Source organism: Leifsonia sp. PARNA 1/14 (assembly GCF_055720965.1).
Genome location: NZ_JBVQSP010000002.1, coordinates 266,855 through 279,788 on the forward strand (window position 1 = coordinate 266,855; position 12,934 = coordinate 279,788).

Annotated in this window: 11 protein-coding genes and 1 pseudogene; 5 read left to right on the forward strand and 7 right to left on the reverse strand. The window is 70.5% G+C overall.

The window, feature by feature from the left end:
* A pseudogene (locus AC0HS0_RS06270) lies at positions 1 to 349 on the forward strand (hypothetical protein); the annotation flags it as partial.
* Positions 350 to 355: 6 nt separating this feature from the next.
* Here AC0HS0_RS06270 and AC0HS0_RS06275 read toward each other — a convergent pair.
* The 5 genes from AC0HS0_RS06275 to ddaH all read right to left on the reverse strand — a co-directional run bounded on the left by AC0HS0_RS06275 (position 356) and on the right by ddaH (position 5,159).
* Positions 356 to 1,018 carry an MOSC domain-containing protein gene (locus tag AC0HS0_RS06275; RefSeq protein ID WP_472962519.1) on the reverse strand — a complete coding sequence of 221 codons (663 nt, stop codon included), beginning with the start codon at positions 1,016 to 1,018 and terminating at the stop codon, positions 356 to 358.
* A gap of 62 nt (positions 1,019 to 1,080) precedes the next feature.
* Entirely contained in the window at positions 1,081 to 1,374 is a 294-nt protein-coding gene (locus tag AC0HS0_RS06280) for a hypothetical protein (RefSeq protein ID WP_472962521.1), read from the reverse strand.
* Positions 1,375 to 1,416: 42 nt separating this feature from the next.
* Positions 1,417 to 2,922 carry a peptide MFS transporter gene (locus AC0HS0_RS06285; RefSeq protein ID WP_472962523.1) on the reverse strand — a complete coding sequence of 502 codons (1,506 nt, stop codon included), beginning with the start codon at positions 2,920 to 2,922 and terminating at the stop codon, positions 1,417 to 1,419.
* Positions 2,923 to 2,989: 67 nt separating this feature from the next.
* Complete coding sequence (gene rocD / locus AC0HS0_RS06290; protein ID WP_472962526.1) at positions 2,990 to 4,255, reverse strand: ornithine--oxo-acid transaminase; 1,266 nt, start codon at positions 4,253 to 4,255, stop codon at positions 2,990 to 2,992.
* A gap of 43 nt (positions 4,256 to 4,298) precedes the next feature.
* On the reverse strand, positions 4,299 to 5,159 hold the full coding sequence (gene ddaH, locus AC0HS0_RS06295) for a dimethylargininase (protein ID WP_472962527.1): 861 nt from the start codon (positions 5,157 to 5,159) through the stop codon (positions 4,299 to 4,301).
* Between the two features lie 204 nt (positions 5,160 to 5,363).
* Between ddaH and AC0HS0_RS06300 the strand changes: the two genes are divergently transcribed.
* The 3 genes from AC0HS0_RS06300 to AC0HS0_RS06310 all read left to right on the forward strand — a co-directional run bounded on the left by AC0HS0_RS06300 (position 5,364) and on the right by AC0HS0_RS06310 (position 8,037).
* Positions 5,364 to 5,801, forward strand: coding sequence for an Lrp/AsnC family transcriptional regulator (locus tag AC0HS0_RS06300; protein WP_055921605.1), 438 nt, complete (start codon positions 5,364 to 5,366; stop codon positions 5,799 to 5,801).
* Positions 5,802 to 5,890: 89 nt separating this feature from the next.
* Positions 5,891 to 6,607, forward strand: coding sequence for a response regulator transcription factor (locus AC0HS0_RS06305; RefSeq protein ID WP_472962528.1), 717 nt, complete (start codon positions 5,891 to 5,893; stop codon positions 6,605 to 6,607).
* Positions 6,604 to 8,037, forward strand: a complete 1,434-nt coding sequence (locus tag AC0HS0_RS06310; RefSeq protein ID WP_472962530.1) for a sensor histidine kinase — start codon at positions 6,604 to 6,606, stop codon at positions 8,035 to 8,037. Before AC0HS0_RS06305 ends, AC0HS0_RS06310 begins: the two co-directional genes overlap by 4 nt.
* Positions 8,038 to 8,073: 36 nt before the next feature.
* Here the strand turns inward: AC0HS0_RS06310 and AC0HS0_RS06315 are convergent, their stop codons facing one another.
* The gene (locus tag AC0HS0_RS06315) at positions 8,074 to 8,925 is read right to left on the reverse strand and encodes an aldo/keto reductase (protein ID WP_472962531.1); all 852 of its coding nucleotides are present in this window, start codon (positions 8,923 to 8,925) and stop codon (positions 8,074 to 8,076) included.
* Between the two features lie 49 nt (positions 8,926 to 8,974).
* Between AC0HS0_RS06315 and AC0HS0_RS06320 the strand changes: the two genes are divergently transcribed.
* Positions 8,975 to 9,220, forward strand: a complete 246-nt coding sequence (locus AC0HS0_RS06320; RefSeq protein WP_472962533.1) for a hypothetical protein — start codon at positions 8,975 to 8,977, stop codon at positions 9,218 to 9,220.
* A 15-nt stretch (positions 9,221 to 9,235) separates the two neighbouring features.
* On the opposite strand, the gene AC0HS0_RS06325 is transcribed toward AC0HS0_RS06320, so the two are convergent.
* Positions 9,236 to 12,868, reverse strand: coding sequence for a proline dehydrogenase family protein (locus AC0HS0_RS06325; RefSeq protein ID WP_472962534.1), 3,633 nt, complete (start codon positions 12,866 to 12,868; stop codon positions 9,236 to 9,238).
* Positions 12,869 to 12,934 lie beyond the last annotated feature (66 nt).

Consider the following 12,934-nt stretch of genomic DNA (forward strand, 5'->3'; position numbering starts at 1 on the left):
CTTCGACCCGACGATCATCTCCACAGACATCGAGTCGGTGCTCCTCGACAAGGATCGCGGGGCGCAGCGCGCGTTCGACTACTTCGCCGAGCGCGGTCCGCTCCCGCACCGCTGGCGCTCGGTCGGCGACTCGCGCAGCGACTACAAGATGGCCGACTTCGTGCACAGCACCGGCCGGGAGATCGCCCACGTCGACGTGCGCCCGGCGGACGGCGTGCTCGAGCGTCCGTACGAGGTCATCACGATCGGCGACGAGATCCACGACAGCGCGGGTGCCGAGTTCCTCGCCCATTGGAGGCGCGAGCTCGGGCTGGACGAGGACGCTGACGGCGGTGCCCCCGCCCACTGAGGCACCTCAGGCCGCGCGACCGCGCACCTTCGCGATCGACTCGGTCATCTCGCGGTAGAGCCCGAGCCGACCGTCGGCCTCGGCGGCGAGCAACGCCTCCGCCTGCTCCGCGTCGGCGCCCGAGAACCACGACGCGACCGTGACCCCGTGCCCGGGCCGGCGCACGACCTCCACCGCGTCGCCCGCGCCGACCGTGCCCGTGTGCACGACCGCCAGGTAGGCGCCGACGCGCCCCGCCTCGGTGAAGCGCCGCACCCACTGCGGCTCGCGCATCCGGCGCTGGAAGGTCGCGCACGGCGTGCGCGGGCAGGTGACCTCCACGACGAGCTTGTCGCCGATGTGCCAGCGCTCGCCGATCTCGGCGCCGTCGACGTCGAGGCCTGATGTCCGCAGGTTCTCGCCGAACAGCCCGGGCGGGATGGCGCGGCCCAGCTGCGCCTCCCAGTAGTCAGCGGCTTCGTCCGCGTACGCGTAGAGCGCCTTGCCGACGCCGCCGTGGTGCTTGCGGTCGGCCTGCACATCGCCGTAGAGGCCGAGCGTGCGCACCTTCAGCCGCGGCTCGACCGGTTGCTTGTCGATCGCGGTCACGCCGACGTTGCCCGCGTCCGGGCGCAACTGCGCCACGCGGCAGACGGCGAGGATGCGTGCGGTGCTCTCGTGCGGTGCCATGCCCTCCAGTATGACCGGGAGGTCCCGGCCCTGCTGACGCACGGTGCGGCCGCGCGCCGGCCTCACACCACCCGTGGTCGCGCGAAGGCCGCGACCGCGCCGGCCAGGAGGAGGAGCGCCCCGACGGCCGCCACGATGAGACCCAGCCAGAGTCCCGTGTAGTCGGGCACGACGGCGTGCTGCGTGTACTGGGCGTACGTGTGGACCGGCAGCGTGGGCATCGGGCCGGAGAGCGTCGCGGACCGTTGCGCCGCCTCGACCGCGATCAGCCCCCAGACGACGCCCACGATCGTGGCCAACGCGCCCACCCCGATCAACCACATCACGTAGGGTCTGGGCCGGCGACGCTCATGCATGAGAAGACCTTAGACCAGACGGCCCCGCCGACCCGAGCACCGCTACCGCACCCCGCGCATCATCCGCAGCACCCACGGGCTCAGGAGCGCGAGGATGAGGCCGATCACCACGGCGACGGCTCCGATCACGCCGAAGTAGATGCCCTCCGTCGCCGGCGAGTAGAGCTTGGCGAGCTGACCCGACATCGCCGTTCCGAGGGCGACGGACAAAAAGTACAGCGCCACCATCTGCGCCTGGAACGCGTGCGGCGCCAGCTTGGTCGACGCCGAGAGCCCGACCGGCGAGATCAGCAACTCGGCGATTGTGAACACCAGCAGGATGCCGACCATCGCGAGCAGCGGCGTGCTGTTCTCGCCGCCGCCGGCCCAGAACAGGAACAGGAAGAACGCCAGGCCCATGATGACCGTCCCGGCCGCGAACTTCAGCGGCGTCGACGGCTGCCGGTCGCCCCACTTGGTCCAGATCGCAGCGAAGACACCCGACAGGATGATGATGAAGATCGGGTTGATGGACTGCACCCACGAGACTGGGAACTCCCACCCGAACAGCATGCGGTCGAGCCGCTTGTCGGAGTAGATCGTGACGACCGTGAACTGCTGCTGGTAGAGCGACCAGAACGCCGCGTTGGTGATGAAGAGCGGGATGAACGCGAGGATCCGGCTGCGCTCGTCGCCGCTCAGCAGGCGCGAACTGAGGATGACGATGAAGTAGGCGATCGCGGCCACGATCGTGATGCCGATCACCCAGAGCGCCAGGTTGATCGCGTTGATCACGCCCGTGAGCACCAGCGCCACGATCACGATGATCCCGACCACGGCGATCCCGATCATGAGCGGGTAGCGCGAGCCGGGCAGCGGGTTCGGCACCTCGCGCGCGCGGTCGGGGAGGCGCTTGCGGCCCAGCGAATACTGGATGAGGCCGATCGCCATCCCGACCGCCGCGAGCCCGAAGCCCCAGTGGAACCCGAGCGTCGACTGCAGCAGTCCGGTGAGCAGCGGCCCGAAGAACGCCCCGAGGTTGATGCCGAGGTAGAACAGCGAGAAGCCCGCGTCGCGCCGTGAGTCGTGCTCGTCGTAGAGCGTGCCGACGATGCGGGTGGCGTTCGCCTTCAGCCCTCCACTGCCGACCGCGACGAGCAGGAGGCCGACGATGACGCCGGCGTAGCTCGGCAGCAGGGCCAGCGAGATGTGCCCGGCCATGATGACGACGGCGCTCCAGAACAGCACGCGCTCCGAACCGAACAGCCGGTCGGCGAGCCAGGCGCCGAGGATGGTCGACAGATACACCGCGCCGCCGTACGCGCCGACGATGCCGGCAGCGGTCGCCTGGTCGATGCCGAGGCCGCCCCGTTGCGCGGAGTAGTAGAGGTAGATGAGGAGGATGCCCTGCATCCCGTAGAACGAGAACCGCTCCCACATCTCCACGCCGAAGATGTTCGCGAGCGAGCGCGGCTGCCCGAAGAAGCCGTGACTCGCGTCGGTCGTGGTGGTCGCCCCCGCACCGCGGGTCTGCCCTTCCGGTCCGTTGCTGCTCCCCGTGTCGGTCATGCCGACCATGCTCCCACTGCGAGCGGCGACGGTGAACGCTGCGTTCTAGGTGGAGGATTTGCGGAGGCTACGACCGCGACGCCAGCTCACCCAGCACAGCCTCCAGCTGCTCGACCGCCCAGTCGAGATCGGCCGGTTCGACCACGATCGGCGGGGCCAGCCGGATGGTGGAGCCGTGGGTGTCCTTCGCGAGCACTCCCCGCTCCATCAGCAGTTCGCAGACCTCGCGGCCCGTCGCGAGTGCCGGGTCGATGTCGATGCCCGCCCACAGCCCGGCGCCGCGCACCTGCAGCACCCCCTGCCCGATGAGCCGCTCGAGGTCGCTGCGGAGGCGGCGGCCGAGGAGCTCGGCGCGCTCCTGCGGTTCCCCGGTCGCGAGCAGCGCGACGACCGCGCGGCCCACCGCGGCCGCGAGCGGGTTGCCTCCGAAGGTCGAGCCGTGCTCGCCAGGGCGGAGCACGCCGAGGACGTCCCGATCGCCGACCACCGCCGACACCGGCACGATGCCGCCGCCGAGCGCCTTGCCGAGCAGGTAGAGGTCGGGCACCACGCCGACGAGGTCGCAGGCGAACGTCGACCCGGTCCTCCCGAGGCCCGACTGGATCTCGTCCGCGATGAGGAGCACCCGATGCTCGTCGCACAGCGCCCGCAGCGCGGGGAGGAACCCGGCAGGAGGCACGACGATGCCGGCCTCCCCCTGGATCGGCTCCACCAGCACCGCGACCGTGTCCGCGTCGATCGCCGCCGCAACGGCGCCGGCATCACCGTACGGGACCGTCCGGAATCCCGGCGTGTAGGGGCCGAATCCGTCGCGCGCGTCCGGGTCGTCGGAGAAGCTCACGATGGTGGTGGTGCGGCCGTGGAAGTTGCCCGCCATCACGATGATGTTGGCGCGGCCGTCCGCGACGCCCTTGACCCGGTAACCCCACGCGCGCGCGACCTTGATGGCCGACTCCACCGCCTCCGCACCGGTGTTCATCGGCAGCACCATGTCCTTGCCGGCGAGCGCCGCGAGCTCGGTGACGAACGGACCGAGCTGGTCGTTGTGGAACGCGCGGCTGGTCACCGTGATGCGCTCGAGCTGGGCGCGGGCGGCATCCAGCAGCAGCGGGTTGGAGTGCCCGAAGTTGACAGCCGAGTAGGCGGCGAGGCAGTCGAGGTACCGGCGGCCGTCGACGTCGGTGACCCAGGCGCCCGCCCCTTCGGCGATGACGACGGGGAGCGGATGGTAGTTGTGCGCCGCGTGCTCGTCCTCGACTGCGATCGCCTGCGCCTGACGCTGAGTCGGGGCGTCGCTCGAGGGGTGGATGCGGTGGGCGACGGTGTCGGTCATGGTCGTCCTCTCAGCGGTTCTGTCTCTTCCTGGGGGTCCAGCCTCATCGCCGGAGTTCGAGGGTGCAGCACTTGACGCCGCCTCCGCCGAGCAGCAGCTCGGAGAGGTCGACGCCGATGGGTTCGTACCCGTGCTCGCGAAGCTGCCGCGCGAAGTCGAAGGCGCGGGAGGCGACCACCACGTGGTACCCGTCGGAGTAGGCGTTGAGCCCGAGCACCGCGGCGTCCTCCCCGTCGACGAGGATCGCGTCCGGAAAGCGCTCGGCGAGCAGGGCACGGCTGTCCGCATCGAACGCGCGCGGGAGGTAGGCGATGTGTTCCCGTCCCGGGGCGTCGTCCAGCACGGCGAGCGCCGTGTCCAGGTGGTAGAAGCTGGGGTCCACGAGCCGCAGCGTGAGAACTTCTCGCCCGAACACGTCCGCCAGCTCGCGATGGCTGGCGTCACTGCTGCGAAACCCGGTGCCGGCCAGTATCGTCTCGCCGACCAGCAAGAAGTCGCCCTCGCCCTCGTTGACCTCCCGCGGCGACACGACCTCGAAGCCGGCGGCTCGCAGCCATGCGCGATACGCCGGCCCCTCCGGCTGCCGTTCGGGATAGGCGAAGCTCGCGCCGTAGGCGACGTTGCCGACCACGAACGCTCCGTTGGCGGCGTAGACCATGTCGGGCAGCCCGGGGAGCGGATCGATGAGCCGCACGTCGAAGCCGAGCCCGACGTAGAGGCGGTGCAGCTCGTCCCACTGGCGCAGCGCGAGCGGAGTATCGGTCGGCAGGCCCGGGTTCATCCACGGATTGATGCGGTACACCACGTCGAAGTGCTCCGGCCGGCACATCAGCACCGTCCGTGCCCGGGGAGTGCGCAGTGGTCGCTCCGCGCGGGCGCGCGCCTCCTCGTCGGTGATGGACATGAGGACAGTGTCACACACGGTTGTCGGCGATTGTCTGCGTCGTCACGCACGAAATCGCCGCCAGAGGCCGTCGCGCGCAGACTTCCTGCGTTTGTGGTGCCGCGGTGTGGCGGCGCGAATCAGCCGCGCTCATCCCTTGCGCACAGGCGCACGATACTCGCGTAATCTTCCCCTGCGCGCAACGATCCACCGTATGCTTGCGCCGTGGACAACCTCGATCGCAGCATCCTCGACCTGCTCCGCCAGAACGCGCGCGCCGGCTACGGCGACATCGGCGGCGTCGTCGGCCTGTCGGCCTCGGCCGTCAAGCGCCGCGTCGACAAGCTCGTCGCCGACGGGGTCATCCGCGGCTTCACCATCCAGGTCGACCCCGCGATCGACGGCATGAGCACCGAGGCGTACGTCGAGCTGTTCTGCCGGGGCACGGTCTCGCCTGAAGAGCTGCTGCGCATCCTCTCCGCGGTTCCGGAGGTCGTGGACGCCGGAACCGTCACCGGGAGCGCCGACGCGATCGTCCACATCCGCTCGCGCGACATCCCGAGCCTGGAGGCCGCGCTCGAGAAGGTCCGCCTGGCGCCGAACGTCGACCACACCCGCAGTGCCATCGTGCTCTCGCGGCTCATCAACCGCGGCAACAACTGACAGCCGTTCTGCGAGAACGTTCAGCAGACGCTCAGCGGCGGAGGGCTTGAACCGGCCACGCATTCGGCGATCAGTGGCACGATGGGCGCATGAAGCTCCTCGTTGTCGAAGACGATCCGGACATGGGAGGCCTCGTCGAGCGAGGCCTGGCCGCCGAAGGCTACGACGTCACCCTGGTCACGAACGGCGTCGACGCCCTCATCGCCCTGCGCGGCGACGCGTTCTCCGCGGCAGCGATCGACGTGATGCTGCCCGGGATGAGCGGCTTCGAGCTGTGCCGCCATATCCGCGAGGCCAACAATCCGATGCCGATCCTCCTCCTCACCGCGCGCGACGCGATCGAGGACCGCGTGCACGGGCTCGACTCGGGTGCAGACGACTACCTGACCAAGCCGTTCGCGTTCGCAGAACTGGCCGCGCGCGTCCGTGCCCTGCTGCGCAGGGAGCCGAGCGGGATGCGTCCCCAGGTGAGCGTCGGCCGTCTGACCATCGACTCGCACGAGCACCAGGCGCTGGTCTCCGGGCACGAGATGCCGCTGAGCCGCCGGGAGTTCACCCTGCTGCGGCTGTTCGCGACGAACCCCGACAAGACTCTGTCGCGGTCCGACATCCTCGAGTCGGTGTGGGGCACCACGGACAACATCGGGACCAACGTCATCGACCAGTACGTCTCGTACCTCCGAAAGAAGCTCGACCTCGCCGGCGCCGGCCTCTCGATCGTGACCGAGCGCGGCCGCGGGTATCGCCTCGACGCGAAGAACGCGCTCGACTCCAAGCAGCCGACGGCGGAGGCTCCGGCGCCGTGACGTGGTTGCGGCGCCTGTCGATCACCGCGCGCATCACGATCGGCAGCCTCGTCGTCGCCACTCTCTTCGGCCTCGTCGCCGTCGTGGTGATCCGGGTGGGGGTCGCCTCCATCCTCCACAACGCCACCAATACGCTGCTGACCAACGACGTCACCGCACCCGCGGCATCGGTCGAGGCCAACCCGGCCGGCCCGTTCGACCTGCCGGGCGGAGGCCAGGAGCTGGCCGTCGTCGACGCGGACGGCGATATCCTCGCCTCGACGCTGCCCGAGTCGCTGGAGGACCGGATCCCCCGGCTCCTCGCGCTCGGCCCCTCCCCGTCGACGATCTCGGTCAACGGCAACACCTACGACGTGTTGGTGCGCAGCGTGCAGACGACCGCCGGCGAGATGCACGTGATCGCTGCGCGCAACGACGAGACGACGTCGCTCATCCTCGACCGGCTCACCCTGGCGCTGCTGGTGGGCGCGCTGGTCCTGATCCTCGGTTTCGGTGCCGCATCGTGGTTGCTGGCCCGCGCGGCCTTGCGCCCGGTCAGCAGGATGCGCGAGCAGGCCGACCGCATCGCTGGCAGCGAGCGCAGCGGGTCGGGCGACGACCCGGAGGGGCTGCTGACGGTCGGCCCCGCCCAGGACGAGCTGTCCGAGTTGGCGACGACCCTGAACGACCTCATCCGGAGGCTGCGGGCCTCCGCGGACCGCGAGCGGCAGATGGTGTCTGACGCCAGCCACGAGCTGCGCACGCCGCTCGCTGTGCTGCGCGGGCAGCTCGAGCTCGCCGAGCTCGACGCGGGCGACGCCGACGCGCTCCTCGACGACATCCGCTCCTCGCACTCGACGGCGCTGCGGCTCGGGCAGCTGGCCAACAACCTCCTCGAGCTGTCACGCATCGAGGCCGGCCCGTCGAGCGGCCGCATCGACTGGCGCACGCTCGTCGACGAGCTGACGGATGCCATCGACCGGGCGCGCCTTCTGGTCAGCAGCGACGAGGACGCCCGCCCGATCTCGGTCGACTTCGACTACGATCCCAAGCGACGCCCCGACCCGGAGTCCCGTGTCGCGCTCTCACCGACGGACTTCGGGCGCATCCTCGACAACCTCCTCGGCAACGCCATCACCGCGATCCGCGGCCAGAAGGACGGCGCAGGGCTGGAGGACGTCGTGAGCGCCTCCTTGCACGTCGAGGCGCACTCGGTCGTGCTCACGGTGCACGACTCGGGCCCGGGGATGCCCGAGGGCTTCATCCCGGTAGCCCTGGACCGCTTCACGCGGGCTGACGGCGCCCGCACGTCGACCTCGGGAGGCAGCGGCGGGCTCGGCCTTGCGATCGTGGCGGCGCTGGCGGGCGCGGCGGGGGGCGATGTGCAGCTCGCGAACGCGGCGAGCGGCGGCCTCGTGGCGACCGTGCGGCTGCCGCTCGTGCGGATGTAGCGGCTCCGCGCGGGAGTTGCCCGGGTCAGCTTCCGCTCAGTGCCCCGTGTGGTCGGAGTCGACGCCCGCGTGCGGACCCTGGTCGAGCCCGTCGAGCGACGCAAGATCGTCCGTGTCGAGCGCGAAGTCGAAGACGGCGAGGTTCTCGGCCATCCGCTGGCGGTTGCGCGACTTGGGGATCGCGACGAGTCCGTTCTGAACGTGCCAGCGCAGCACGATCTGGCCGGGCGTGCGTCCGTGCTTCTCGGCGAGCGCGGCGAGCACGGGCGACGCCAGCAGGTCGCCGGAGCCGCCGATCGGGCTCCACGACTCGGTCACGATCCCGTGCTGGGCTCCGTAGGCGCGCTGTTCGAGGCGCGGGATGGCGGGGCTGAGCTCGATCTGGTTGACTGCCGGCGCCACGCCGGTCTCGGCGATGAGCCGGTCGATGTGGGCGGGCTTGAAGTTGGAGACGCCGATCGCGCGGGCTTTGCCGCTCTGCTGCAGCCCGATGAAGGTCTGCCAGGTGGAGACGTACTGGTCGCGCGCCGGCAGCGGCCAGTGGATGAGCAGCAGGTCGACGTAGTCTGATCCGAGCCGCTGGAGGCTGGCGTCGAGTCCGGCGACCGCGCGGTCGTCGCCCTGGTAGCCGCCGTCGAGCTTGGTGGTCACGAACCAGTCCTCGCGCGCGAGACCGCTCGATTGGAGACCGCGACCGACTCCGGTCTCGTTTCCGTACTTGGCGGCGGTGTCCACGTGCCGGTAGCCGACCTCTGCCGCCGCGACGATCGCGCGCTCGACCTCCGCGTCGTCGAGCGGCCAGGTGCCGAGCCCGAGCTGCGGGATGGTGGTGCCGGAGTTCAGTGCGATCGCGGGCACAGCCGTGGAGAGGGAGGGATTCTCGGTCATGCGTCTCAGGGTACGCCCGGGTAAGGTGGCGCTCGTCGGAAGGAGCGCCATGACCGCCATCCCCCCTGTCCCGTCCGATCCGGACGAGGTCGCCCTCGCCGTGGAGGCCGCGATCGAGGTCGAGGACCTCGCCGAGCTGCGCCGCCTGGCCGATGCGGGAAGCCGGGACGCCGAAGACGCCCTCGTCGAGCTGGCTGCCGAACGGGGCGACCTCGACGAGCTGCGCCGCCTCGCCGCCGCGGGCAACGCCGACGCCGCCGACGAGCTCCTCGAGCTGGAGGAGGAAGAGGAGTAGCCGCCGCCGCTCCCTCTAGATCACTCCTTCCGACAGGCGCGTCGGGTTGCCGAAGCGGTGGTTGGTGATCGAGATCGCCTGCTCGTGCACGAAGGGGAGCACCTCGATCCTCCCGGACGGCGTCACGGCGCCGCTGTAGACCGCGACGTCGGGGGTCCCGCCCAGTGCGGCCGCGATCGCGGACGGGTCGCCGCCGATGAGGCGGATGCGGTGGGCGGCGATGCGGCGTCCACGCACCCGGGAGAGCCAGTGTGCGTCGGTCTCTACGACGACCTCCACGTCTCTGGCCTTGAGCACCTGCTGCGTCGCTCGGGGGAGGGCGATGCTCGTGCTCACGGTGAACGGCGAGCGCGCGACCGTTCCCGCCGCCAGCACGCGCAGCAGTTCGGGGAGTCCGCTGCCTTCCGACAGCCGGATCGCCACGGGGACGGGCCGGTACCGGAAGACGTTGCGCTCGACCCCGAGCCCGCTGACGTCCTTCGCCTGGTGGAACTCGGTGGCGACCGCGATCGCGTCGCTGAGCGCGGAGCGGCGCACGAGATCGAAGGCCGGGTAGTCCATGGCGGACTGTCCGGACTCGATGAGTTCGGTCACCCGCGGCTCCAGGCCGCGCAGGTGCAGGCTGGAGCTCGAGGATCCGGTCTCGGCCTCCCACGACCCCAGCCCGATCAGATAGTTGGGTCCGCCCGCCTTGGCTCCCGCTCCGACGGACGACCGCTTCCAGCCGCCGAACGGCTGCCGCCGCACGATGGCGCCGGTGATCCCACGGTTCACGTAGAGGTTGCCGGCCTCCACCGTGTCGAGCCAGTGCCCCAGCTCCTCCGAATCGAGAGAGTGCAGGCCGGCGGTGAGGCCGTACTCGATGGCGTTCTGGTACCGGATCGCGTCGTCGAGCGTGCGCGCCGTCATCACGCCGAGCACCGGACCGAAGAACTCCGTGAGGTGGAAGTACGACCCCGGCTGCACGCCCGTGCGGATGCCCGGCGACCAGAGCCTGCCGCTGTCGTCGAGGGGCTGCGGACGGACGAGCCACTCCTCATCCGCGCCCAGAGTCGTGAGCGCGTGCAGGAGCTTGCCGGATGCCGGTTCGATGAGCGGACCCATCTGCGTCACCGGATCGCTCGGGTAGCCGACCCGCAGGCTCTTGGTCGCGTCGACCAGCTGGTTGCGGAACCGCTCCGAGCGGGCGACCGACCCGACGAGGATGACGAGGCTGGCCGCCGAGCATTTCTGCCCGGCGTGGCCGAAGGCGCTCTTCACGATGTCGGCGACGGCGAGGTCGTAGTCGGCGCGGGGCGTGACGGTGATGGCGTTCTTGCCGCTGGTCTCGGCGAGCAGCGGGAGGTCGGGCCGCCACGAGCGGAACAGCTTCGCAGTCTCGTACGACCCGGTGAGGATCACCCGGTCGACGCGCGGGTCGGCGACGAGCTGCTGCCCGAGTTCGTTCTCGGCGACGTCGATGAGCGCCAGCAGTTCCTGAGGGATGCCGGCCTCCCACAGCGCTTCGACCATTACCGCGGCCGCGCGCCGCGCCTGGGGCGCTGGCTTGATGATCACGCCGCTTCCCGCGGCGAGTGCCGCCAGCACTCCGCCGGCCGGGATGGCGACGGGAAAGTTCCAGGGAGGCGTGATGACCGTCAATGCCGACGGCACGAAGCGTGCACCCTGCACGACGTCGAGCTCACGAGCGAGCGACGCGTAATAGTGGGCGAAGTCGACCGCCTCGCTCACCTCCGGGTCGGCCTCGGCGATGGTCTTGCCGGTCTCTGCCGCCATGACCTCGATGAGTCGATCGCGGTTCGCCTCGAGAGCGTGGCCCGCCCGGTCGAGCAGAGCGCCGCGCTCAGCCCCGCTGCGTCCACCCCACGCCTGCCCGGACGCGCGCACAGCGGCGATGATCCGGTCGAGGTGCCCGGCGTCGACGACCTTGGCGTCCGCGATGGTGCGCGCGCCCAGCTCGCTCGACACCGACCGGGCGAGGATGCGACGACCCCACCCGCGGTTCGCCGCGAGCGACGGGTCGGTGTCCGCGGTGTTGTGGAACCCCGTCACCGGCGGCTCGAGCCGACCTCCACCCGATCCACGGCTCAGTCCGAGCACGACACTCGTGAGTCCTTCCGCGGCCGACGGCTCGGTCTCGACCGCCGGCGGTCGGAGGAACGACTCGGCGGTCTCCTGCTCCCACTCGCGCGAACGGTCCTGCCTGCGGTTGGGCAGCGGCGCCGCGCCGTACGCGAGCGGGTCGGCTTCGAGATCGGCCACGGAAGCCAGGAACCGGTCGCGCTCGCGATCGAAGAGCGCGGGGTCGGAGTCGAGCTCGAACACGGCCGACATGAAGTTCTCCTGGCTGGCGTTCTCTTCGAGCCGGCGGATGAGGTACGAGATCGCGACGTCGAACTCGCCCGGGTCGACGACCGGCGTGTAGAGCAGGAGCTGGCCGACGGTGCGCTTCACGGCCTCCGCCTGAGCGGTGGCCATGCCGAGCAGCATCTCGAAATCGATGCTGTCGGCCACCCCGCGTCGCGAGGCGAGCAGCCAGGCATAGGCGACGTCGAAGAGGTTGTGGCCGGCCACGCCGATCTTGACAGCATCGGTGTGCTCGGTAGTCAGCGCCCAGTCGAGGACGCGCTTGTAGTTGGCGTCGGTGGCCTGCTTGCTGCCGTAGGTCGCGAGCGGCCAGTCGTGGATGGCCGCGTCGACGCGCTCCATCGCCAGGTTGGCACCCTTGACGACGCGCACCTTGATCGGCGCCCCGCCCTGGGTGCGGCGCTGCGAAGCCCACTCCGTCAGCCGCTGAAGAGCGTCCAGCGCGTCGGGCAGGTAGGCCTGGAGCACGATGCCGGCCTCCAGCCCGAGCAACTGCGGGCGGCTCAGGATGCGCTCGAAGACGGCGATCGTCAGGTCGAGATCGCGGTACTCCTCCATGTCGAGGTTGATGAACTTCGGCGTCGGCGACGATGCCGCGAGCTCGTACAGCGGCACGAGCCGCTCGACCACGCGGTCGACCGTCTCGTCGAACGACCACATCGAGAGCTGCGACGCGATCGACGACACCTTGATGGAGACATAGTCGACATCGTCCCTGGCGAGGAGGGCACGGGTGCCCTCGAGTCGCCGAGCGGCCTCGGCCTCGCCGAGCACGGCCTCGCCGAGCAGGTTGAGGTTGAGCCGGGCGCCGTGACCGGCGGGATCGCGCGGAGCGCGCAGGTGCGCGATGGCGGGGCCGAGCTTCTCGGGAGTGGCGTCCACGACGAGGTGCCCGACCATGCCGCGCAGCACGCGACGTGCGATCGGGATGACCACCCACGGGACGACGGGACCGAAGACGCCTCCGAGCCAGATGGCGGCACGCATGTACCAGGGCAGGAACCGCGGAATCCTCTTGGCGACGCGCTGGAGGTTGTAGCCGGCGACGAACAGATCCTGCGGGCGGGCGACCCCGTCAACGAACCCGACCGCGAAGTCGAGGCCGTCGGGGTCGCGGAGCACGCCGGCGAGGCGCTCGGCGGCCGGATCGCGTGGCGCCTGCGCACCACCCTCCGCGCTGCCTGCCGCACCGCCCGCGCTCTCGGCCAGCCAGCGCCGAACGAGCTCGACCGCCTCCTGGGCCAGCACCGCGGGCCGTACCTCGTCCGTGTGTTCAACCATGTCCACGACTGTAATTCCTCGCTTCTGAGGCGACGCGGGACCACTCCCGATCGGTGGAGAAGTCAC

What these genes read in the sequence shown, in the direction of transcription:
- AC0HS0_RS06305 (WP_472962528.1), top strand. Translation starts at nt 5,891, where the DNA reads ATGAAGCTCCTCGTTGTCGAAGACGATCCGGACATGGGAGGCCTCGTC.
- AC0HS0_RS06275 (WP_472962519.1), bottom strand. Translation starts at nt 1,018, where the DNA reads ATGGCACCGCACGAGAGCACCGCACGCATCCTCGCCGTCTGCCGCGTG.
- AC0HS0_RS06320 (WP_472962533.1), top strand. Translation starts at nt 8,975, where the DNA reads ATGACCGCCATCCCCCCTGTCCCGTCCGATCCGGACGAGGTCGCCCTC.
- AC0HS0_RS06315 (WP_472962531.1), bottom strand. Translation starts at nt 8,925, where the DNA reads ATGACCGAGAATCCCTCCCTCTCCACGGCTGTGCCCGCGATCGCACTG.
- AC0HS0_RS06280 (WP_472962521.1), bottom strand. Translation starts at nt 1,374, where the DNA reads ATGCATGAGCGTCGCCGGCCCAGACCCTACGTGATGTGGTTGATCGGG.
- rocD (WP_472962526.1), bottom strand. Translation starts at nt 4,255, where the DNA reads ATGACCGACACCGTCGCCCACCGCATCCACCCCTCGAGCGACGCCCCG.
- ddaH (WP_472962527.1), bottom strand. Translation starts at nt 5,159, where the DNA reads ATGTCCATCACCGACGAGGAGGCGCGCGCCCGCGCGGAGCGACCACTG.
- AC0HS0_RS06285 (WP_472962523.1), bottom strand. Translation starts at nt 2,922, where the DNA reads ATGACCGACACGGGGAGCAGCAACGGACCGGAAGGGCAGACCCGCGGT.
- AC0HS0_RS06325 (WP_472962534.1), bottom strand. Translation starts at nt 12,868, where the DNA reads ATGGTTGAACACACGGACGAGGTACGGCCCGCGGTGCTGGCCCAGGAG.